At 68.8% G+C, this 22,272-nt stretch carries 12 protein-coding genes; 7 read left to right on the forward strand and 5 right to left on the reverse strand.

Annotated features, from left to right (window positions below; all coding sequences use genetic code 11):
• Window positions 1-58: 58 nt before the first annotated feature.
• The 5 genes from ACFU97_RS26485 to ACFU97_RS26505 all read left to right on the forward strand — a co-directional run bounded on the left by ACFU97_RS26485 (window position 59) and on the right by ACFU97_RS26505 (window position 6,679).
• Complete coding sequence (locus tag ACFU97_RS26485) at window positions 59-1,375, forward strand: ABC transporter substrate-binding protein (RefSeq protein WP_384261052.1); 1,317 nt, start codon at window positions 59-61, stop codon at window positions 1,373-1,375.
• A 5-nt stretch (window positions 1,376-1,380) separates the two neighbouring features.
• Complete coding sequence (locus ACFU97_RS26490; protein WP_384261055.1) at window positions 1,381-2,370, forward strand: carbohydrate ABC transporter permease; 990 nt, start codon at window positions 1,381-1,383, stop codon at window positions 2,368-2,370.
• Between the two features lie 49 nt (window positions 2,371-2,419).
• Complete coding sequence (locus ACFU97_RS26495) at window positions 2,420-3,259, forward strand: carbohydrate ABC transporter permease (protein WP_384261325.1); 840 nt, start codon at window positions 2,420-2,422, stop codon at window positions 3,257-3,259.
• Window positions 3,260-3,288: 29 nt separating this feature from the next.
• A complete protein-coding gene (locus ACFU97_RS26500) occupies window positions 3,289-4,653 on the forward strand; it encodes a GH1 family beta-glucosidase (RefSeq protein ID WP_384261058.1) in 1,365 nt (454 codons plus the stop codon).
• Between the two features lie 148 nt (window positions 4,654-4,801).
• Window positions 4,802-6,679, forward strand: a complete 1,878-nt coding sequence (locus ACFU97_RS26505; RefSeq protein ID WP_384261060.1) for a discoidin domain-containing protein — start codon at window positions 4,802-4,804, stop codon at window positions 6,677-6,679.
• A gap of 246 nt (window positions 6,680-6,925) precedes the next feature.
• Here the strand turns inward: ACFU97_RS26505 and ACFU97_RS26510 are convergent, their stop codons facing one another.
• From ACFU97_RS26510 to ACFU97_RS26525, 4 genes are all read right to left on the reverse strand, one after another.
• Window positions 6,926-9,163: a UvrD-helicase domain-containing protein gene (locus ACFU97_RS26510; RefSeq protein WP_384261062.1), complete on the reverse strand. Its 2,238-nt coding sequence runs from the start codon at window positions 9,161-9,163 to the stop codon at window positions 6,926-6,928.
• The gene (locus ACFU97_RS26515) at window positions 9,160-16,035 is read right to left on the reverse strand and encodes a DEAD/DEAH box helicase (RefSeq protein WP_384261064.1); all 6,876 of its coding nucleotides are present in this window, start codon (window positions 16,033-16,035) and stop codon (window positions 9,160-9,162) included. Before ACFU97_RS26515 ends, ACFU97_RS26510 begins: the two co-directional genes overlap by 4 nt.
• Window positions 16,036-16,159: 124 nt before the next feature.
• Window positions 16,160-16,816, reverse strand: coding sequence for a contact-dependent growth inhibition system immunity protein (locus ACFU97_RS26520; protein ID WP_384261067.1), 657 nt, complete (start codon window positions 16,814-16,816; stop codon window positions 16,160-16,162).
• Window positions 16,817-16,837: 21 nt separating this feature from the next.
• Window positions 16,838-18,964 (reverse strand): RNase A-like domain-containing protein, encoded by a 2,127-nt coding sequence (locus ACFU97_RS26525; RefSeq protein WP_384261069.1) that lies wholly within the window; start codon window positions 18,962-18,964, stop codon window positions 16,838-16,840.
• 889 nt (window positions 18,965-19,853) lie between these two features.
• Between ACFU97_RS26525 and ACFU97_RS26530 the strand changes: the two genes are divergently transcribed.
• Both ACFU97_RS26530 and ACFU97_RS26535 read left to right on the forward strand, forming a co-directional pair.
• Window positions 19,854-21,035, forward strand: a complete 1,182-nt coding sequence (locus ACFU97_RS26530; protein WP_384261072.1) for an amidase domain-containing protein — start codon at window positions 19,854-19,856, stop codon at window positions 21,033-21,035.
• 49 nt (window positions 21,036-21,084) lie between these two features.
• On the forward strand, window positions 21,085-21,543 hold the full coding sequence (locus ACFU97_RS26535; RefSeq protein WP_384261074.1) for a hypothetical protein: 459 nt from the start codon (window positions 21,085-21,087) through the stop codon (window positions 21,541-21,543).
• 73 nt (window positions 21,544-21,616) lie between these two features.
• Here ACFU97_RS26535 and ACFU97_RS26540 read toward each other — a convergent pair whose 3' ends face one another.
• Window positions 21,617-22,129, reverse strand: a complete 513-nt coding sequence (locus ACFU97_RS26540) for a hypothetical protein (protein ID WP_384261077.1) — start codon at window positions 22,127-22,129, stop codon at window positions 21,617-21,619.
• Window positions 22,130-22,272 lie beyond the last annotated feature (143 nt).

Raw genomic sequence — 22,272 nt, forward strand, 5'->3', positions numbered from 1 at the left:
TTTAACTCACGTCCTAAATTAAGCCATGAGTGCAATCCCTGAAGGGACACCCCGAGCCATGCGCAGCATCCGAGCCGCGGCCGTAGGCGCCGTCACCATGTCACTCGCCCTTGCCGCCACGGCCTGCGGAGGCGGTTCGTCCAGCGGCGGCGGTTCCAACGACTCGCCGAAGACGCTCACGTACTGGGCCTCCAACCAGGGCGCGAGCATCGCGATCGACAAGAAGGTCCTGCAGCCCGAACTCGACAAGTTCGAGAAGCAGACCGGCATCAAGGTCAAGCTGGAGGTCGTGCCCTGGTCCGACCTGCTCAACCGGATCCTCACCGCGACCACCTCCGGCCAGGGCCCCGACGTCCTGAACATCGGCAACACCTGGAGCGCCTCGCTCCAGGCCACCGGCGCTCTGCTGCCGTGGGACGCCAAGAACTTCGGCAAGATCGGCGGCAAGGACCGCTTCGTCGACTCGGCCCTCGGCTCGACGGGCGCCGAGGGCAAGGACCCGGCCGCGGTCCCGCTGTACTCGATGGCCTACGCCCTCTACTACAACAAGGAGATCTTCGCCGACGCCGGCATCAGCAAGCCCCCGGCCACCTGGGACGAGCTGATCGCGGACGGCAAGAAGATCAAGGCGAAGGGCAAGTCGCCGCTCGGCGCCGAGGGCGCCAACGTGTCGGAGAACATCCACCACGTCTTCGTCTTCGCCAAGCAGCACGGCGGCGACTTCTTCACCGCCGACGGCAAGCCCGACTTCACCAACCCCAAGGTGGTCGACGCGGTCAAGCAGTACGTCGACCTGATGGCCAAGGACAAGGTCATACCGACCGGCGACGCCGAGTACGCGCAGAACCAGTCGGTGAGCGACTTCGCCAAGGGCAAGCAGGCCATGCTGCTGTGGCAGTCGGCCGCCGCCAACCTCAAGTCGCAGGGCATGAGCGAGGACAAGTACGGCATCGCGCCCGTGCCCGTGCAGTCCGGTACCCCGGGCACCGGCGCCCAGGTCAACTCGATGGTGGCGGGCATCAACCTCGCCGTCTTCAAGAACAGCCACAACATGGACGGCGCCACGAAGTTCGTGAAGTTCATGACCAGTGACGCCGAGCAGAAGATCCTCAACACGGCCTACAGCTCCATCCCGCCGGTCAAGGGCGCGCAGTCGGACGCGGCGTTCAACTCCGCCTCCAACGCCGTGCTGAAGCAGACCCTCGCGACGAGCGCCGCCGCGCTGCCGCAGGTCGCCGACGAGTCGCAGTTCGAGACGGCGGTCGGCACGGCCGTCAAGGACCTGTTCGCCGACGCGGCCGCCGGGCGCGCGATCACCACCGACTCGGTGAAGGCGAAGCTCGAGAAGGCCCAGCAGCAGATGCCGGCGAAGTGAGCCCGATGACCACCACGACCCTCAAGGAGCCGGTGAGGGGGAGTGCCCCCGGGGCGGAGTCGCGCGTACAGCGTCGCCGCCCCGGGCGGATCCGCCGGATCGGGCTCCCGTACCTGCTCCTCCTGCCCGCCCTGCTGCTCGAACTCCTGGTCCACCTCGTGCCGATGGTCATCGGCATCGTGATGAGCTTCAAGGAGCTCACCCAGTTCTACATCCGGGACTGGGGCTCCGCCCCCTGGACCGGACTCGGCAACTACAAGGTGTCGGTGGACTTCGACGCCCCCGTCGGCGAGGCGCTGCTGCACTCCTTCTTCGTCACCGTCGGCTTCACCCTGCTGTCGGTCGGCCTGTGCTGGCTGATCGGCACGGCGGCGGCGATCTACATGCAGGACACCTTCCGTGGCCGCGGCCTGCTGCGGGCCCTGTTCCTGGTGCCGTACGCCCTGCCGGTCTACGCGGCCGTCATCACCTGGGTGTTCATGTTCCAGCACGACAACGGCCTGGTGAACCACGTCCTGCACGACCAGCTGCACCTCACCGGCAAGCCGTCGTTCTGGCTGATCGGCGACAACAGCTTCTACGCGCTGCTGATCGTGCACGTGTGGAAGGGCTGGCCGTTCGCCTTCCTCATCGTCATGGCGGGCCTGCAGAACATCCCCAAGGAGCTGTACGAGGCCGCCGCGCTGGACGGCGCCGGCATGATCCAGCAGATCCGCCGGATCACCCTGCCGTCCCTGCGGCCGGTCAACCAGGTGCTGGTCCTGGTGCTGTTCCTGTGGACGTTCAACGACTTCAACACGCCGTACGTCCTGTTCGGCAAGGCCGCGCCCGAGGCCGCGGACCTCATCTCGGTCCACATCTACCAGGCGTCCTTCGTCACCTGGAACTTCGGCACCGGCTCCGCGATGTCCGTGCTCCTGCTGCTGTTCCTGCTCGTGGTGACGGGCGTGTACCTGGTGCTCACCTCACGCGGACGGAGGACCGGAGATGTCTGAGTCGCTGCGGATGCCGAAGCCGAAGCCGAGGACGGCCGCCAAGTCACCGATGGCGATGCCGAGTTCGTTCATCTGGTCCCGGCGCGTCTTCCTCACCCTGCTCACCGGCTTCGTGCTGATCCCGGTGTACGTCATGGTCTCCAGCTCGCTGAAGCCGCTCGCGGACGTCACGGGCAAGTTCCGCTGGCTGCCCAGCGGTCTGACGATCCGGCCGTACATCGACATCTGGTCGACCGTCCCGCTCGCGAAGTACTTCATGAACTCGCTGATCGTGGCGGTCTCCGCGACCGTCTGCTCGGTGGTGGTCGCGGTGTTCGCGGCCTACGCCGTCAGCCGCTACAGCTTCCGCGGCAAGCGGGTCTTCACGGTCACCGTGCTGTCCACCCAGATGTTCCCGGGCATCCTCTTCCTCCTCCCGCTGTTCCTGATCTACGTCAACATCGGCAACGCGACGGGCATCGCCCTGTTCGGCTCGCGCGGCGGCCTGATCCTCACCTACCTCACCTTCTCCCTGCCGTTCTCGATCTGGATGCTCATCGGGTACTTCGACTCGGTGCCGCGCGACCTGGACGAGGCGGCGCTGGTGGACGGCTGCGGACCGCTGGGCGCGCTCTTCCGGATCGTCGTGCCGGCCGCGATCCCCGGCATCGTCGCCGTCGCCGTCTACGCCTTCATGACCGCCTGGGGCGAGGTGCTGTTCGCCTCCGTCATGACCAACGACGCCACCCGCACCCTGGCCGTCGGCCTCCAGGGCTACTCCACGCTCAACGACGTCTACTGGAACCAGATCATGGCCGCCTCGCTGGTCGTCAGCGTGCCCGTGGTGGCCGGCTTCCTGCTGCTGCAGCGCTATCTCGTCGCCGGGCTGACGGCGGGGGCCGTCAAGTGACCAACTCCCATCGCTTTGAGAGGACTTCCGTGTCCGACCGCATCGACCTCGCCGCCTTCCCCCACGACTTCCTGTGGGGCACGGCCACCGCGGCGTACCAGATCGAGGGAGCCGTCGCGGAGGACGGCCGCGCCCCGTCGATCTGGGACACCTACTCCCACACGCCCGGCAAGGTCGCCGGCAACGACAACGGCGACGTCGCCTGCGACCACTACCACCGCTGGCGCGAGGACATCGGCCTGATGCGTCGACTGGGCACCAACGCCTACCGGTTGTCGGTCGCCTGGCCTCGGGTGATGCCGGGCGGCGACGGCCCGGTCAACCCCAAGGGCCTCGCCTTCTACGACGAGTTGATCGACGCGCTGCTGGAGGCGGACATCACCCCGTCCGTCACCCTCTACCACTGGGACCTGCCGCAGGCCCTCCAGGACCGCGGCGGCTGGCCCGAGCGGGACACCGCCCTCGCGTTCGCCGAGTACGCCTCGGTCGTGGCCGAGCGCCTCGGCGACCGCGTGACGCAGTGGGCCACGCTCAACGAGCCCCTCTGCTCGGCCTGGATCGGGCACCTGGAGGGCAGGATGGCCCCCGGCCTGACCGACCTGACGGCCGCCGTCCGCGCCTCCTACCACCTGCTGCTCGGTCACGGCCTCGCCGTCGACGCGATCCGCGCCGCGGCCCCTTCCGCCCAGGTCGGCATCGTCACCAACCTCTCCACCGTGCACGCCGCCACCGACCGCGACGAGGACGTGGCGGCCGCCCGCCGGCAGGACGGTCACATCAACCGCTGGTGGCTGGACCCGGTCTACGGCCGCGGCTTCCCGGCCGACATGCGCGAGGTGTACGGCGTCGAACTGCCCGAGCAGGAAGGCGACTTGGCGAAGATCGCGGCACCGCTCGACTGGCACGGCCTGAACTACTACATGCCGTCCACCGTCGCCGACGACCCCTCGGCGCCGGCGCCGCACGTCCGCTCCGTGCGCCGCCTCGGCGTCCCGCGCACCGGCATGGACTGGGAGATCGACGCGAACGGCATCGAGGCGCTCCTGCTGCGCCTGACCGACGAGTACCCCATCCGCCGGCTGTACGTCACCGAGAACGGCTCCGCCTACCCGGACGTCGTACGTCCCGACGGAACCGTCGACGACCCGGAGCGCCAGGACTACCTGGAGCGTCACCTCGCCGCCTGCGCCTCGGCCCTCCGCAAGGGCGCCCCGCTGGCCGGCTACTTCGCCTGGTCGCTGCTCGACAACTTCGAGTGGGCGTACGGCTACGACAAGCGGTTCGGGCTGGTCCACGTGGACTACCGGACGCAGGTCCGCACGATCAAGGGAACCGGGTACCGGTACGCGGACATCGTCCGCGCCCACCGCAACCGGGCCCGCCGGGCGGCCTGACACAGGACCGCGGTGGGCGCAGTCCAGGGGAGCTTGCGCCCACCGCGTCGTTCGTTGATCCGCCGGCTGATCGGGCCAGGTGCTCCAGCAGCGATGCGCACTCGTATGTCTGTCATGTACGCAACATCAACGACCTCGGGAGAGCCGCATGCCATCCCGCACTCCCCGCACACTCCTGGCCGCCCTCGCGACGGCGGCCCTGCTGTCCCCGGGCATCACGGCGCTGGCCGCACCGGCGTCCGCCGCGGCTGCCGCGGCGGCCTGGGAGGCCGACCGGGCGAACACGGCGTACACGGCGAATCCCGCGGCCGTCACCGCCTCCGGCAGCGAGAACGGCGGCACCACACCCGGCCTGGCCTTCGACGGAAACGGCGCCACCCGCTGGTCCAGCAACTTCGCCGACGACGCCTGGATCCGCGTCGACCTCGGCAGCACGATCCGGATCGACCGGGTGGTGCTCGACTGGGAGGCGGCCTACGGCAGGAGATACGTGGTGGAGGCCTCGGCCGACGGCACCAACTGGACCCCGTTCTACACGGAGACCGCCGGCACCGGCGGAACGGTCACGGCGAGCACGTACCCGCAGGAGGTCACCGGCCGCTACGTCCGCATGCGCGGCGTCGAACGCGCCACGCCGTACGGCTACTCGCTGTACTCCTTCAAGGTCTACGGCGGTGAGCCGGCCCCCGCCTCGACGACCCTCACGAACCTCGCCCTGAACCACCCCGCGTACTCCAACTACTACCAGCACGCGGGCACTTCACCGGCGTCCGTCACGGACGGCGGCTGGCCGGCGAACCTCAAGGACGACGCGACCCGCTGGGCCAGCGACTGGAACGCCGACCGCTGGGTCTCCGTCGACCTGGGCGCCAGCTCGACGATCTCCTCGGTGGACCTGTACTGGGAGGCCGCCTACGCGGTCGACTACCAGCTCCAGGTCTCCGACGACAACCGCACCTGGCGCACGGTCCACGAGCCGTCGGCCGCCGAGATCGCCGCCCGCCGCGCGAACGTGAAGTCCCCGGCGGAGGCGGTCGGTCTGCACGACACCGTCGCCCTCCCCGCCCCGGCGACCGGCCGCTACGTCCGCATGCTCGGCAAGGAGCGCCGCAGCTTCTCCAACCCGGCGCCCGCGACGGCCCAGTTCGGCTACTCCCTCTACGAGTTCCAGGTGTGGGGCACCGGCGGCAGCGCGTCGGCGGCGTACCCGCCCCTGCCGGGGGACCAGCCGGGCACGTACCGGACCACGTTCTTCGACGACTTCACGGGTTCGGCGCTCGACCGCTCCAAATGGCGGGTGGTGCGCACCGGCACCGAGATGGGACCGGTCAACGGCGAGTCGCAGGCGTACGTCGACTCACCGGACAACGTCCGCACGGAGAACGGCGAACTGGTCCTCAACGCCAGGTACTGCAAAGGCTGCACGCACGCGGGCGGCGGCACGTACGACTTCAGCTCGGGCCGTATCGACACCAACACCCACTTCGACTTCACCTACGGCCGGGTCAGCGCCCGTATGAAGCTCCCGGTCGGTGACGGCTTCTGGCCCGCCTTCTGGCTGCTCGGCTCCGACGTCGACGACCCGTCCGTCTCCTGGCCCGCATCCGGCGAGACCGACATCATGGAGAACATCGGCTACCCCGACTGGACCAGCAGCTCCCTGCACGGCCCCGGCTACTCGGCCGACGGCAACATCGGCACCCGCCAGACCTTCCCGGCCGCCGGGACCGTCGACCAGTGGCACACCTACGCCGTCGAATGGACCCCCACGGCGATGCGCTTCCTCGTCGACGACCACCTGATCCAGGAGACGACCCGCAACAAGGTCGAGTCGACGCGGGGGCAGTGGGTCTACGACCACGACCAGTACGTGATCCTGAACCTGGCCCTGGGCGGCGCGTACCCCGCCGGGTGGAACCAAGTGACCAGTCCCTACTGGGGGTTGCCGCAGTCGAGCGTGGACAAGGTCGCGGCGGGGGGAGTGCGGGCTGAGGTGGATTGGGTGCGGGTGGAGCAGAAGAGGTAGGGGGACGCGGGCTTCCCGGGGGGGAGTACAGGATCATGGGCGGGTGCATTCCGCCCAAGATCTGAGCCTGGCAGGCGTTGCCTTACCGTCGGGACGACCGGCGATGCAGCACAGCGGATCCGTTGGACCGCGTGCCGGGGAGGTACCTGCGTATCGATTTCCAGGACATGTGTCACACCGAGGCCGCAAGGCGCACCTGGCTCGGGGCTACAACGCCTTGGGCGATGGCGAACACAACAGCCTGTGTCAGCTTGCAAGTAGCGGTTGCAGGAACCGGCTGGGTGTCCCGTGCCAGAAGATCGCCAGTGAATCGCGTGAACGGGTGGCCGCGACGAAGAGGAGGGAGCGGGCCCGCTGCAGTTCGCGCCGGTAGCGCAGAGCGTCTGTGCGCTGCATACCGATCACCTCCGCGCGAGGTACGAGGCCTTCGCTCACCCCGGCGATGATCATGCGCTGATACTCGAGCCCCTTGAACCGGAACATCGTGCCGATGTGCACACCTTCGTCGCCGCGTGGGCCGTCCGGACCGATCTCCACCGCGCGGATGCCGGACTGGGCGAGCGACACCGCGACTTGTTGAGCCATGGCGTTGGTGGGCACACAGATGGCGATCTGCTCCAGAGGGATGTCCTCCCACTCAGCGATCAGCTCGGTGATCGCCTCGCGTTCGGAATCCCAGTCGGTGCTCGGGTGGAGTTCGGGCAGCGCTCCGCTCAGTACGGACCGGTATCCGGCCAGGTTCTCCTCGTTGCCGTCGAGGTCGTCGAACGATTCGCCGCTCAACACCCCGAGTGCCGAGCCGAGGATCTGCCTCGTGGTCCGGTAGCTGAGGGTGAGCCTGGCGGACCGTCCGCGGATGTTGATGCCGAGGCTGCCCAGTGTCACCTGGTTGTTGTAGATGCGCTGGTGGGTGTCACCGACGAGGAAGATGTCGTTGCGGTCTCTGGCGACCATGGCGCGGAGCATCTTCCAGTGACCCGGCCGAAGGTCCTGGGCCTCGTCCACGACGATGTGCCGGTAGCGGTGGCGGAGCCATCCGGCGGAACCGTCCTGGAGGTGGATGTTGTCCAGGCCGTCATGTTCCGCACGCTGCTGTTCGACAGCATGGATCCGCCGCTCGCGCTCCATCTCCAGTCGCGCGGCCCGTTCGGCGACCTGCGCCCACGTCTGCCGCCCCAGACGGTCCAGTCGCTGGGTGAACTTTTCGGCCAGCTGCCAGATTTCGGCCCGTTCGGGCCGCGTGATGTTCCTGCCCCGGCCGGCGCGGCGGGCACGGAAATAGTCGGTGCGGGATGCGACCGCCTGGCCGAGGATCACCTGGGTCCACTCGTCGTGGAGGAATTCCGCGTCCCAGGCCGTCTCGCCGAGTTCGTCGAGCATGGCGCGCCACTCGCGAAGCACCTGATTGTCGTCGATCGTCTGCTTGGTGCTGCCGGGCTCGGCCTCCCGGACCACGCGCAGCGCCAGTTGGTCGACGTGGCTGATGTCCACGCGTGACAGCAGCTGCTCGCCACCGAGCTCCAACAGCCGCGCCCGGAGGTCGGCCGCGAGGTTCTTGTTGTACGTGGTCAGCAGCACCTGCTTGTTGCGGCCCTGCGGGAGGTGCTCGACCAGGTGTTTCACGCGGTGCAGGGCGACGATGGTCTTGCCCGTCCCCGGGCCCCCGCCGACGCGGGCCGGGCCCGAGTAGTCCCGCTCGACCAGCTTGGACTGGGTGGGGTGCAGGAAAACCTTCCAGCGCCCGAAGTCCTCGCCTTCCAGGGCCTCGCGCAGCGCCTCGTCCGTGGTCGTGACCATCGTCGCCGGGCGTTCGACGGCGGTCTGGAAGTCCTCGGTGTCGACCGGCTCGGGCGCTGCGACCGGGGCCGTCACCTGTTCCAGTACGTACTCGTACGACTTGCCGTCGAAGAGGTAGAGCAGGATCTCGCCGGTCAGCTGAGGCGCGTACTCGATGAGCCCGAGCAACTGCTCCTCGGTGGTGAGCGTGCGGATCACCGGTACGAGCGGCTCGGCCACACCGAGGTCGGTGAGCTGCTGGTCCGAGAAACCCGCGAACAGCGGTTCCGGCTGCAGGAGTTCGGGTTGGACACGGGGCGTCGGCTCGGGCCGCGGCGGTGCCGTGCGCCTGAGGACGCTCTCCTCGACGACCTGGAGGTCGACGTACTCGATGGCGCCGGTGACCTGGTTGATGCCGTAGGAGAGGCGGTCGAGGTTCTCGTAGACCTCTTTGCGGTGCTTGACGGAGACGATCAGCCAGTCGGTGTCGGCGAGGTGCAGCAGCAGGGCGCGGTACTCGTCGTTCACGCGTGCGGACCACAGTCTGCTGTCGCCCTTCAGCTGCTTCAGATGGAGACCCGTGGCGTGCGGATTCGCCTTGAACTTGTGCTGGAAGTCGTAGAGGGCGCCCTTGACCGAGCGGGGGAGCTTCAGGATCTCCTTGTCGGCCTTGTCGAGCAGACGCAGGGTCACACTCGCGGTGTTCATCGGTGGGGCTCCCCCTGGGTCGTTCCGGTGGTTCCGTCTTCTTGCTGATCACGATTCCTGACGGGCGCGGATGGTTGCACCGCCAGTCGTTCCGCCAACTCCCTGGCCGTCCAGTCGTTCGCGATGCGTACGTCCCATCCCGCGGCGGCGAAGGCGGCGTCCCGGTCCCGGGCCTCGTAGTCCGGTTCGGAGCCGACGGGACGAGGAGCGAGCACGACACCGACCTTGCAGTCCGGCCAGGCTAGTTCGGCCAGCCAGCCACGGTCGTCGAGCTCGAAGCCGTCGACGGGTGCGGGTGCCGCCATCGAGGCGAGTGCCACCGCCAGCAGCTGGAGCCCGGGCTCGTCCGGATCGAGGTACTCCAGCACGGTGTCCCAGGCGGTGCCGTCCGACGTGGTCCCGTTCGGTTCTGTTGCGGCCGGTGCCGGTTCAGGAGCTTCTCGGACGTCCTGCTGCGCGACAGGCTCTTCGGTGCCGATCCCGAGATCGATCCGGGTGGAGGCGAGCCAGCCGGAGCCGCCTGTCACCGCGAGGGTGTCGGCCGAGAAGCCGTCCAGCAGGCTCGTGGTCAGCTGGGCGCTGTCTCCTCCGCCGTGCTCCAGGAACTGCAGCAGATTGCTCCAGTACAGCCACGCCCGCCAGCGCTTCCGGTGAGTGTCCGTGTCCGCGATGGCCGCCGGGCTGTCCTCCAGCACGGTGGCGGCCGTCCACGCGGGCGGCTTGTGCCGGGCGTCCGCCACAGCCGTCACGGCACAGCCCGACCGGTCCACCGCGGCGAGGATGCGCAGGGGCCCGCCCCGGCCCTGGGGCGGCGTGCCGTGCAGGGCTGCCGTGAGCTGGGTGCCCACGGCCTCCTCGGAGACGGCCGCCATGTGCGGCCGAGTCCCGGTGAGGCCGGCCACGACCGCTTCCGCGCGTGCCAGCCATGCGTCGGTGTCCGGAGAGCGCAGGTAGGAGAGCAGCAGGTCCGCCGGGTTGATCCAGGCGGTGTGGGCGAGCTCGCCGGGCAGGCCGCCGCGCACCTCGTCGTAGTACTTCCGGGCCTGTTGTGTGCCGAGGTCCCCGTACGGCTGCCAGACCGGATCCGTCGGCCCGGCGGCGGCATAGCCGGTGTCGCGCACTCGGGTGCGCCACTCCTTCACGTCGAAGTACGTGAGCTGGAAGACCCGCAGGCCCTCGGCGCGCAGCCGGGTGCGCTTGGTGGCGTCGTCCGCCAGCCGGTTGTGCTTGGGGGTGGCGTGGAACTCGTAGCCATCGAGGTAGAGCGCGAGTCGCGGTCCGGGAGCGTCGAGGCGCTCGAAGAGGACGTCCGGACGTGTCCCGTCCAGCGCCCGCTGCTGGGAGACACGCCAACTGAGTGTGCTGCCGTCCGCGCCGGTCAGCCTGAGATCCAGCGAGTACGTGCCGGCCGTGGTCGTGTACGCGTCGGCGCTGGCGCGCGAGTCGGGATGCTTCGCCCAGTCCTTGAGCGTCTCGATGAACATGACCTCGAGGTCGCTCTCGGCCTGCCGTTCCAGTGGGATCTGGTGTGTGGCGGTCACCGGCGAGGTCTTCCATCCCTCGCCGGTCTTGCCGAGCAACTCGTCGAGCATCTGGCGGACCTCGTTCCGGCTCACGCGGTCGTAGTCGCTCGCCGGGACACGGCGAAGAAGGCACCGGTGGCAGCCGTCCATGCCCTTCTCGATGCAGGGGCAGCTCTCGATGACCTCGCGTGCCTTCAGCAGCACCTCCCGGAAGCCGTCGGCCGACGCCAGCCGGTGGAGGTATCCCGTGCCGCCCGGCAGTCGGTCGTAGACGACGAGGAAGCGCCGGGGCCAGTCGGCGTCGCCGCCGTCGGGCATGGAGGCCGAGGCAATGTCGATGTGGTCGGGGTCGCCGCCGTACCGCGCGGCGATCCCCACGAACAGGGCCGCGGTGAACGACGCCAGCCGCTCCTTGGCGCGGGCAACGGACGCCGGGAGCAGGATGCGCACGGCCTCGGTCACCAACTCGTGGGCGAGCAGCAGCGGCACGTCCTGGCCCTTGCCCTGCTGGTCGCCCGCGTCCCGTGTCTTGCGGCGCGGGCACCACAGCAGATGGTGGGCGCTCGCCTTGTTGCTCGCGACCAGGGACTCCGTGAGCGCACCGGACGGCTGGTCGACGACGGGGCGCCCGTCGGCCGTGGCACCGCCGCAACTCGTGCACACGTAGAAGGGGTTGAGCCGGACGTCGTCCCCCGCGACGGACACGGTGCTGCTGCCGTCCTGCCGGTCGAGCCCGAGGTTCAGGGTCCTGATGACGGCGCGCCTGGTGAAGTCGATGCCGAAGACGGCCGTTTGATGCCGCCACGAGCCGGGTGCCAGATGCACCGGATCGATGTCGACGGTCGTGAGCATCGCGTAGCGGCGGCGGTCCCGCTCGTCCTTGTCGTCCCGGACCCTGGCATCGTCGCGTTTGTCGCGGGCGATGACCCGCTTGGGTTCCATGACGTACTGGACGCACCCGGCGTCGGCGATCTCCCGTCCGCCGCAGCGCGGACACGCCGAGGTGTCCGTTCTGGCGTTGTCGGTGCGGACGTAACCGCACGCCGGGCAGAGCCGCCACACGGACCAGGCGCGCCGGTCCGGGCTGCCGATGTCCAGGGCGCGTACCACGTGCCTGTAGCCGTTGACGTAGAAGCTGTTGCCCGGGGCGAGTTCGGAGAGGGACAGCCTGCGGGAGCGCTCGTAGTCCCGTACTTCGCTGCGGTACGACTTCTTCGAGCCGGCGGCCTCGCCGTCGTCGTCCTCGGCCTGCTCCTCGGTCCAGTAGAGGGTGGCTTCCAGCTGGGTCGTCGTGTCGGCGAGGCTGTAGTTCGGCAGGAGACCGAGATCCACGAGCGCACCGTGGGCGCTGTTCTGGCTCAGCTCGCGCAGCAGGTCCCCGGTGGCGCGCCGCTCGGCCAGCAACTCCCGGAACTCGCGGTCCTGTTCGGGATCGGAGCGCACGAGTGCGTCCATCGCGTTGTCGATGGCCGCAATGCGCCGTCGCAGTTCCTCACGCCGTCCCGTCCAGTCCTCTTCGGCTTCCTGCAGGGCGCGGACGATCCCGCTCGTGGCGTAGCTGCGCAGTTCGTCGGCGGCGTGATCGGAGACTCCCGACCCGTCCGGCCCGCCGACAGGGAACAGGGCCAGGAAGTCCTCGACCAGACGCGCGCCATGGGTGAGCGCGGCGTCCGCGAGGTCCTGGCACCAGCCGGTGGTACCGAAGAGCGCCGACACGAGCCGCGGGGCGGGCTGGAGCTGTTCCCCGTCCGCCGTGGTGAGTGAGCCGCGAGCCGCGATGTCCAGCAGATGTGCCGTGTACTGGCGGCGCAGGATCTCCACCGCGGACAGATAGCAGCCGGGCGGCACGATGTCGCCGGCGATCATCTCCCGCGGCTCGTCGAGGTAGTAGAGGTCGCGGGCGCGCCGGCCGCCGAACGCGACCACTAGCGCGTTGCCCGTCTTCCGGCCTGCTCGTCCGGCCCGCTGCACATAGTTGGCGGGGCCCTTCGGAAGGGAGCCGAGGAGGACGGCAGACAAGTCGCCGATGTCGATGCCGAGTTCGAGGGTGGGTGTGCAGGAGAGCACGTTCGGGTCCGTGTAGTGCGTGCCCTCGCGGAACGTCCGCTCGACGCGTTCGCGCTGAGGACGGGTGAGCATGCCCGTGTGCTCCGCCGTGACCACACGGAAGGTGCCGCCCGTCAGATACAGGCGCCGGTAGTAGTCGTTCTGGTAATCGCGCTCCCGGGAGCCGCCGAAGCTGCCGGACGTGCTGGTGACGCTGACGGAGACGTCGGCCTGCGGAGGACGCAGCATCCCCGGGCAGCGGTAGCGCGGGCACGGATGCCCGTACCAGCGGGTCCTGCGTTCGGGCAGCACCACCTGCTCCCAGCCGCAGTCCGCGCAGCTGACGAACGCCTTGTTGACCACCGCGTCGTCCAGCAGGCGCACCTCGATGTGACCGGGCTGGAGGCCGTACACCTTGGTGGTCCGGTCCTGCGCCGTACGCACCGCGAGCACATGCTCCTCCGCCAGCACGGGCAGCAGTCGGCGCAGGTATTCGCTCGCGCCCGCCGCGTCCAGGCCGAGGCAACGGCGGGTCCAGTCCTGGTACCAGCCGAGCCTGCCGGTGGCCGCGTCGAAGGTCGACTTCTCCTTCGGGCCGTCCAGCAGGAACCGCGGAGCCGCCACCCCGTCCGGAAACGCCGGCATGCCGTCCGGCCGCCCGCCCCACACCTTGAAGCGGGTGACGCCCGCGTCCCGCATCCACGGCTCCAGCCACCGGTGCCGGACGCCGCCGCGCTGCCGCACCCGCTCCAACAGCCCGCGGACGAACGCCAGATAGCGCTCGGGCGTCGGCAGCCCGCCCACCGCGACCAGCTGGCCGGGCAGCGACAGATGCAGATCGCGGGCGAGCGCGGTGAGGCGCTCCGGGTCCCCGATGACGACCTCGGCGGCGGCGGTCCGGGTGAGCTCCAGGGTGCGCCCCTGACGCGAGCGCAGACCGAACTCCATGACGGTCGCGAACGCCAGCCGCTCACCGATGAGTTTCCACGTACGGGCGTCACCCGTACCCCGCCCGGACAGCAGCCGGTCCACGCCGGGCTCGTCGTGCAGGTCCGGCGGCACCACGGCGGCCAGCGCCTGGGGGTCGTCGACGGAGTCGAGCACGTTCCCGATCAGGTCGTTGAGCGCCAGCGGTTCCGGGGAGCCGTCGAGGGCGTGCGCGAGCAGCGACCGCAAGGAGAACTTGTACGAGGCGTTGGCGACGTAGCCCGCCCGGTGTGCGGCGTCCTGCGTCGAGTCGTTGAAGAGCAGCGTCTTGCGCTCTTCCGGGACGAGCGCGATGTCGCCGCCCGTGAACAGCTGGGTGACCGTGGCGGAGGCCAGGGCGGCGAGCGACGTACCGAGGAAGCGGATTCCGTTGTCCGTGTTGCAGGCCGGGCAGCGGTCGTCGACTGCCGCCCGGTCCGCGGACTTCTTGTCGGTGATGGCCAGCGCGAACCAGCCGTCCTGCAGTTCGTCGCGGTCAGCGGCCGTCGGCAGCCGGTACGTCCCCTGGGCGCCGTCCAGTACGACGACGGAGAGCGGGTCGACGCCGCTTCCCGACGACGCCCTGGCGCCGGTGAGGGCGTTCAGTGCCTCGTCCCGCTCGGCGGGCGTGGCGGCGATGAAGTAGCGGATGCGCCGCTTGTCGCGCCCGATGCCCGCGCGCCACACCTTGTCCTGCGCCATCACCAGCTGCTGCGGATCGGCTTCCGGGGACAGCGCGGCCCACCCGGACCGTCCGCAGTTGCGGCAGTAGACGGCGGGCAGATGTACGGCGGCGGGGCGCACCGCCGTGTCCGACCCGGGCTGCGCCTGAGCCCGCCGGGCGTCACCGGACGGCCACGACCCGGACGACCGCTCGTCCTCGTCACCGCCGGCGGGTGGTGCGGCGAGGGCCGCTCTGCGCGCCGCGGTCCGGTCGTCCTCGTACCAGCGGAATTCGGGTGTCGGCCCCACACCGCGCAGGACGCGCGTGACGGGGCGCACCCACAGGTGCGCCTCGATGTGCAGCAAGGGCCGGGGCCGCTTGTCGTCGGACTCGGGATCCCGGGCGGCGGACAGGAGCGCCACGAAACGCGACAGGGCCTGTAGCACGAGCCGCGGATTCTCCCGTGCGGCCCGCGCCCACGCATACCCGAACCGGCTCATCCGGTCCCGCAGTTCCCACTCGCCGAGCGGCTCGCCGTCCAGGAGCGACAGCACACCGTGGGTGAAGTCGTGCCGCTTGAGCAGCCTGCCGAGCTGGAACGCGTCGAGCCCGCGCCGCCCGAGGAGCTTCTCAGCGAGCCCGTTGAGGTCCAGCAGGTCGGGACGAGCCTCCACGCCGGGGCCGCCGGAGAAGTCGATGACGTCCTTCGGGGACGGCGGCTCGGGCAGCTCGTAGTCCACATCTCCGGTGAACTGCCCGGCGGACATGCGCTCTTCACCGATCAGAGAGTCTGGTGCGAAGGGCATCCCGAACACCTGGGCCGCAACGTCGAGGATGCCGCCGTCCCGGCCGCCGGAACCGCCTTCACCGAGGGTCGCGGAGGTCGCCACCGGACAGATCGACCCGAGCGGTTCCCCCGGCCTGCTCTGTCCGGTGGCCGAAGCCAGCCGGCGCAGCAGCATCGCGACATCGGTGCCCTGTGCCCCGTCGTACGTGTGGAACTCGTCGAGCACCACGAACGTGATGTCGGCGCCCTCCCACAGCGGCTGGTCCTCGCCACGCTGCAACAGCAGGTCGAGCATCTTGTAGTTGGTGATCAGCACATCGGGAGGCGCGAGCCGCATCTCCTCGCGCCGGGTCAGCACCCGCCGGAAGTCGGTGTCCGGCCGGTCACCGATGTAGAGCCCGGCGGTGACCTGGGCGAGTTCCGGCTGCGCGAGGTACTCGCCGATGCGCCCCGCCTGGTCGGTGGCCAGCGCGTTCATCGGGTACAACAGCACCGCCTTGACCCCGCGGCGGCCGCGCGCCTTCTCCCGCCGGCAGTGGTCGAGCACGGGCACGAGGAAGGACTCCGTCTTGCCGGAGCCGGTCCCCGTGGTGATCAGTGTGGGTTGCGCCGGACCGTGCATGGTGCTCAGCCGCTCCCACGCCTTGGCCTGATGCCGGTACGGCGGAAAGCCGGGAGCCCAGTCGAGATGCCGCTGCCAGCCGTCGTCGGCCTTGTGGAAGGGCGTCCTGATCCGCAGATACGGACCTCGGAAGATGCCCGTCTCCGGATGCCCGAGGAAGCGCTCCAACGCCAGGCGTGTGTCTCCGTCGGTGAGGGCGTATGTCGTCGTGAGGTATTGGATCAAGCTGCCGCGGACCTGTGCGGCGGCCAGGGTCGGCCTCACGACGTGCTCCTTCGTCCCCAGGATGTTGTGCGGATCAACCGTATAGCGGGCATCTGACAACGTCTCCCGATCCTCGTACCGCTTCTGCCGGCACGGGAAGAGGCCTGGAACGCCGACGAGACCTCTACGGTGTGGCGATCCTGTGGCGGATCAGCTCCAGCCATTGCCGGAGGGACATCCCTTCCGGGGGCAGAAGATCGAGCCCCAACGCCGTGGCCGCGGTGTCGAGTTCCTGTTCCGAGGACACCATGGTCAGGAGTTCACCGAGCTCCTGTTGGGCCTGTGCGCGGTCTTCCGGTAGGGCTTCGCTGACGTACTCGTCGAGAGCCTCGTCGCGAGATTCATAGAAGTATTCGAAATCCTGGTGAAAGTAGGCTCCGAGCAACTGGCTCAATGCGGGGAATCGCTCGTTCCATTCCCAGCGGTTCTGCGGGTTCGCCCGAGGAACCCGTGACGGGTCCTGAAGGAACCGGTAGAGGTGCTCCCTGACGATGCGCAGGCAGTCCTCCACGCTTGTCCCCATCGGAGGGCGAATGTGTGGCAGGTCCTCCACGTCATCTGCGATCTCTTCGGAGAAGAGTCCGACGGAGAGCAGGTCATCAATTTGATGGACGGCCGTTTCGGCGCGTGCGGGGTCCCGTGCGGCGATCCTGAGATAGGAGGCCAGGCCGGGACCCGGGGTCTCCGCAGTGTCGGAGAAGGTGAAGCCGGTGTTCGCATAGGCCGCCAGCAGGTCGCTGAGTTCGTAGAACCGCGGCTCAGGTGGAAGTGCCTGACTCATGAGTTACTCCAAGCAAGCGTGTTAGGGCTGGGGGAACGAGGTGAGGACGCGGTATCCGGACGCCGCCGACGGGTCGGCCTTGAGAATGACGCGAACGCCTCTCACCCATTTCGTCGGATGCCCATGGGTGAAGTCGTAGCGAGTGAGGTGGAGTCCCGTATTCTCGTTGAACTCTGCTTCCAGTCGCAGCGGTGCTCTCGCACCGTTGGCCAGCCAGGCAGTTATCTTCCGCTGGTTCTCTTTGGTGGCGAGGGTCTTGTCGGTGAAGCGTTGTGCCGAATCGACGTCAACGTAGCGTGAGTCCGAGCGAAGGCTACGGTTTGCACGCAGACGCTTGCGCATTCCGGCACTGGTCTTGTCGACATGCTCGTCGATGGTATGAGCCTTGCTCTTGCCACCAAGGCTCTTGCCCTCATCACCGCGGACATCTGCCCGGTGCTCCGGCTTCACGCGCCCCTTGCGTTTGCTCCTGGGCCACGCGTTGTAGTCCCCGCCGGAGCCGCCCGAGGCACCCAACCCCATGAGCACGATCCCGGCCGTGCCCAGGAGGCCGGCGTTGAGGGCGGCTTCGGCCGTGAGGGCGCCGAGCGCTCCACCCCCGGCAAGCGCGAGTCCTCCGGGAGGGAACAGGGCGAGCAGGGAGAGCAGGAGGAGGGCGAAGCCGAGGTAGACGAGGAAGGTGTTCAGGGCGTCGAGCAGATGGAACGTGTGGATCGTCCTGCCGGCAGGACCCGCGGCCCCGAACCCGCGCCACAGCAGGAGTGTCCCAGTGGTGGCCGCTCCCAGTGCGGTGCCGAGACGGAAGCGGTGGACCGCGAGAAGTTCGCCCACGGGCTGCGCCGACGCTGTCCGCCACGTGCGGAGCAGGGTGGTGAGTTGGTAGGCGATCCAGACCAGCGCGGCGATGCCGAAGCCCATGAGAATCTTCGGCCCCGAACCGGTACTGAAGAACTTCTGGAGGCCGGCCGTCGAGGTGAACGAGCCGACGCCCAGGAACAGTAATGAGGGGAGCACGAGGATGCACGGGATCACCAGGAGCCACCGCTGCCGGGTGCCGCGGGCCCTTTGGGCCGCCTTCAGCAGGGCTCGGACGTTCAGCGTCTGCCAGGCGTGCGGGTTGTCGGACGCGTCCAACCGAGCGGTGATCCCGGCGACCACCCGTCGTAGCTCCTGGGTGTCGTCGGGCGATGCGGACGCGGCGGCGTACAGCAAGGAGCGTCGCAGCCCGACGTAGCGCAGGACGATCAGCAGACTCCATGGCAGACGCCAGGCCGCGTAGCGCAGCAGGGCTCCCAGGCTGTCGCTGTCGGCACGTTCGCTGGCAAGCAGCACACCCGGCACGGTGCGTTTGCCGCGGTGGATCTGGCGCAGGTCGACGACCATGGCGATGGCCAGGCATACGAGGGGCGCGGCCCACGCTTTTCCGTCCAGGGATTCAAGCCACTGCGCGGCCTGGCTGGTGGGCTTCTGTACGGCGTAGTTGTTCACCGTGTGATATGCGGCAGCAGCCGCGACCGGGAGCACGCACGACAGACGCACCCAGCCCCGTGCGCGCCACAGCAGCCCGACTCCGAAGCCGGCCATGGCCGTGAACACCAGATGAGAAAAGGTCTCCGTGACGGCGGGGCCGCCTAGCTCAAGCTGACTGAACGGGGCCGGGAGCCAGGCCGTCAACACCTGCCCCAGGCCCGGCACATAGGGCGGGGACAGGCTGTCCGGGATGATCCAGCCTCCGCCGCGGGCTATCGCCCGGTCCGCGTCGAGGCCGAACCGCAGTACCGCCTCCAGCAGTCCGAACCCTGCTCCCAGCGCCGCACCCACCACCACGAAGTCGGTCAGCCCCCACTGACGGCGAACCTTCAGGCTCAGTCCCGCCAGCAACAGCGGGGAAACCTTGATCAGTTCCTCCACCCAGGGAGCCACCGTGTAGCTGGTGGTGTTCACCACAGTCACCAGTGACTGCCCCGACTGGTCCGCGTAGAGACGGGTGTAGGCGAGCTGCACCAGCGCGGTCGCCACGCCGCACCCGTACACCCCCACCGCGAGCGCCAGCAGCACAGTCGACAGGTGCACCGAACGGGTCGGCCAGGAAACGGCGAACAGTTGCAGCACACCCCAGACGGCCGCCACCGCCATCACCAACGTCATGCCAGGCCCCCGTTGCACCGGAACAAACATCGATTCGCGATAGTGAACGCGATGCTATGCAGTCAACTGCCGGTGCGGCAAGTGAGTTGTGAGGCTTGACTAGATGGTGGCGACGTAGGTGCAAATACAGGCTCGCGGGGGTGGCGAGTCGCGAAGTTGTTGCCGTTGAAGTCCCCGCCGTTGATGCCTCTGGTACGTCGACGCCGCGCGCGTCACTCGCGAACAGGCCCACCGCTGGCTGCCGTGAGGCGCTGTGCGAGGGCTGCGCCTGGCGGCTCCGCTGACGATTCCTAACATGGCCGTAGTGTCTGGAATGCTCATGCCATTCATCTGGGTTCGTGGCGATGGGAACCTCGGCGTGGGCGGCCCCGCACCCGGGAGGGATCGACGGGATCCGCCGGCCGTTCCGAGGCAGGCTGAAGAGGGCTCACCGGCGGGGTTTCCAGGCCGTCCGCGTCCGCCATACCAGGCAGCATCTCCTCGGCAGGGGCGGCGGGACGGGGGGAGGAGGTGTGGGCCGGTGGCTCTAGAACACCCCTTCGGGTCAGTTCTGCCGCGCTGATGAGTGGGCCGGCGAGCACCTGGTCCAAGAGGCTCGCCTGCTCGGCTTCGAGGTTTGTCAGATGACGTAACGCGCTCAGGAGTCGGCACCGACCTCCACCTGGAAATCGCCGCTTCCTCGGTCGAGGCATTGTCCTGGTAGCGGCTGAACCAGTCCTGGGTACGCGCTACTTGATGCCTATCCGCACTTCCCGGCCGTGGCAGTTCAGGTGCTAGGAACCAGACATTCCGAGATCAAGAAACCGCCACAAAGCAACGCGACGTTCGCATGGGATCTCTTGACACTCGGGCTGATCCGACCAGTCAGCCCGTGATCACAGGGGGTTCCATGCGCATCGCGCACCACAGACGCGTCGTCGCGGCCACAGCCGCAGCGACTATCGCGCTCGTCGGTATACCCGTCGGCGCCCAGCCCGCTTTCGCCGCCGAGCCGGCCTCGGCGAGCGCCGACACCACGGCCCTGGCCGGGCTCGCCGAGGGCTATCTGCAACAGCGGGCCGACATGCTGACGACGTCTCCGCCCACGGCTCGGGCCGCGCTCGCCCACGTCCGGGCAACTGGGGCCATGGCCGCCCGGACACGGGACGACCTCGCCGCGCTCGCCGAGAAGGGCAGGCGGTACAAGGAGGTCGACGGCGGTTACACGCAGGCGCAGGTCGACGTGAAGGTCGACGACACGACCGTCGACGGCGGGACGGCGACGCTTCGGCTGACCGAACACACCCGCCTCCGGCTGCCGTTCACGCCCCAGCAGGTCGAGGAGGGCGCGCCGGAGTACGAGGAGCTGTCCCTCCCGCACACCGTGAAGTTCACCCAGGGCTCCGACGGCGCGTGGCTGCTGTCGTCGGACAAGGCCGATACCGAGGGCGGGGCGACTCCGACGACGCAGGTGGCCGACGCGGACGCCGAGTCCACCGCCGACGACGGGGGCGGCGCACCGGACGAGGACGAGGGCGGCAAGGACGACGCGGCCGACACCACCCCGCTGCCCGACAACGGCGCGGCCGACACCGTCAAGTCGGGAGTCTCGGCCGCCTACAGCTACAACAAGATGGTGGCCTACGCCGACAGGTACTGGGACCACCACAACGACGCGTACCGGACCTACGGCAACGACTGCACGAACTTCATCTCCCAGGCGATGCTGGCCGGCGGATGGGGCCCCAAGGGCGGCGCCCTCATCCAGCGGACCAGCAACAAGTACTGGTTCTACGGGCCGGCGAAGGTCTTCACCAGCTACACCTGGGCGGGCGCCGAGAACTGGTACTGGTTCGCGAAGAAGCATGCGAAGAGAACCAAGATCCTCGGCAATGTATGGCAGTTGGCCAAGTCCGACGTGCTCCAGGCCGACTGGACCCGCAACAACAACATCGACCACTCGATGATCGTCACGAAGAAGTACCAGGGCACGCCGTACCTGACCTACCACACCGGCGACACCCACAACAAAAGCCTGCGCAAGCTCCTGTCCGACCACCCTCGTGCCTGGTGGTACGCACACCGCACCTGACAGGCTGCCACCCCCACAGGAGAACCCGCAGATGAACAAGGAGCGCGCTGTGGAACGTCGACGACTCTTGGCCGTGCTGGCCGCCCTGGCCGTCGCCACCGGCTGCTCGACCCATGACGACAGCAAGGCCGAGCCCTCCCACTCGGCGTCGTCCGACGGGGCACGTCACGCCGTCGAGGCCTACGTGGACGCCCTCAACTCCCGCAGCGCCACCGGTCTGATCACGGTCGGCGGCGTCAAGGACGAGAGCTGGTCGCGAAAGGAGGCCGCGCAGATCCTCGCGGACCGGGGCGGGCGCGAATGGAAGATCAAGGACGTCCAGATCGACCACGACATGGGGCCTGACACCGGGTCGGCCCGCCTCCTCGCCGAGGGCAAGGCGGGCAAGTCCCTGCGCGACACCTTCACCGTGACACGGGAGAAGGGGGTGTGGCACCTGGCCGTCTTCACCCACCAGCCGAACGGGAAGGGCAAGGAGTCCTCTTCGACCGACAAGCCCGGCTCCTGACCCCAGGAGACGATGTCTCCGCCCGCCGCCGACGACCTCCTGTGGCGGGCGGAGGCCGTTGAACAACACCGCATCAACGCCACTGCTCGAGGTCGGCCGTGAAGTCGGCGTAGGAGCGGTTGCGGCTGCTGTCGCAGGAGGCCACGTAGCCGTATGCGACGGCCTTCTCGATCACTTTGGGGGCGTGGCTCTCCAGGTACGGCGGTCGGGTGAGGCGGCTCTTGAGGAGTTCCTTGGAGCCGCCGGAGATGGTTCCAAGGTTTCTTCGACGGTCCTGCTGTGTGAGCTTCCATGTCGAGTTGAGCTTGGTGAACGCTTCGGGGAACAGCATCAGCCAGGCCTCCATCTCGTCGGCGGCGAGGGCGAGGGCCGTGTCGCAGCCGAAGGCCTTCTGGAGCTCGGTCGAGAGCTGCTTGCGACGGTTCTCGTATGCCTCGTCGATGACACCGTCGAGGTCGACGTGCACGACGATGCCGGCGAGCTGGGCCTGGAGGCGCGTGGCCTGACCCTTGGCGAGCTGGTGCAGCCGTTCCAGACGCGGCGCCAGCTGGTTCTCCGCCTTCTTCAGCCGCATGGGCGTCTTCACTTCGATGATCTTCGGTCGACGGGCAGCGGGCCAGCGACACAGAACGGGAAGCAGATGCCGCAGAACGTCCCTGTCGTGCTGTCCCTCCCCGGCTATCACGATCACCGGTTTGCCCTGGCCACCGCTTGCCTGCTTCTTGCCCG

It is taken from the genome of Streptomyces sp. NPDC057616 (assembly GCF_042800575.1).
Classification (GTDB): domain Bacteria; phylum Actinomycetota; class Actinomycetes; order Streptomycetales; family Streptomycetaceae; genus Streptomyces.